General features: G+C 59.1%; 1 protein-coding gene. It reads left to right on the plus strand.

Annotated elements, in window-relative coordinates; translation table 11 throughout:
* A partial coding sequence (locus ACIQVE_RS29040) for a thiamine pyrophosphate-dependent enzyme (RefSeq protein ID WP_402815327.1) occupies positions 1-806 on the plus strand: 806 nt, incomplete at both ends.

An 806-nucleotide genomic window follows, 5' to 3' on the forward strand; every position in this document is an offset into this window, starting at 1 on the left:
AGAGGAAGCGAGCCTACGCGAAATTCACGAAGCGTTGCAGCAGACATATTGCCGCACCATCGGCGCTGAATTCACGCACATCACCGATTCCGAGCAGCGTCACTGGTTCCAGCAGCGTCTGGAAAGCGTGCGCGGCCGTCCAACGTACTCCGCCGACATCAAGAGCCACCTGCTCGAGCGCGTCACCGCCGGCGAAGGTCTGGAAAAATACCTGGGCACCAAATACCCGGGTACCAAGCGTTTCGGTCTGGAAGGCGGCGAAAGCCTGATTCCGATGCTCGATGAGCTGATCCAGCGTTCCGGTTCGTATGGCACCAAGGAAGTCGTGATCGGCATGGCCCACCGTGGCCGTCTCAACGTGCTGGTCAACACCTTCGGCAAGAACCCGCGCGAGCTGTTCGACGAGTTCGAAGGCAAGAAGAAGGTCGAGCTGGGTTCCGGTGACGTTAAATATCACCAGGGCTTCTCGTCCAACGTGATGACCACCGGTGGTGAAGTTCACCTGGCCATGGCGTTCAACCCGTCCCACCTGGAAATCGTTTCCCCGGTGGTTGAGGGTTCGGTTCGTGCCCGTCAGGATCGTCGTAACGACCCTACCGGTGAGAAGGTTCTGCCAATCTCCATCCACGGCGACGCGGCATTTGCCGGCCAGGGCGTGGTGATGGAAACCTTCCAGATGTCGCAGACCCGCGGTTTCAAAACCGGCGGTACCGTGCACATCGTGATCAACAACCAGGTTGGTTTCACCATCAGCAACCCGCTGGACTCGCGTTCCACCGAGTACGCGACCGACGTTGCGAAAATGA

The sequence above is a fragment of the Pseudomonas sp. NPDC098747 genome, from assembly GCF_044760045.1.
Classification (GTDB): domain Bacteria; phylum Pseudomonadota; class Gammaproteobacteria; order Pseudomonadales; family Pseudomonadaceae; genus Aquipseudomonas.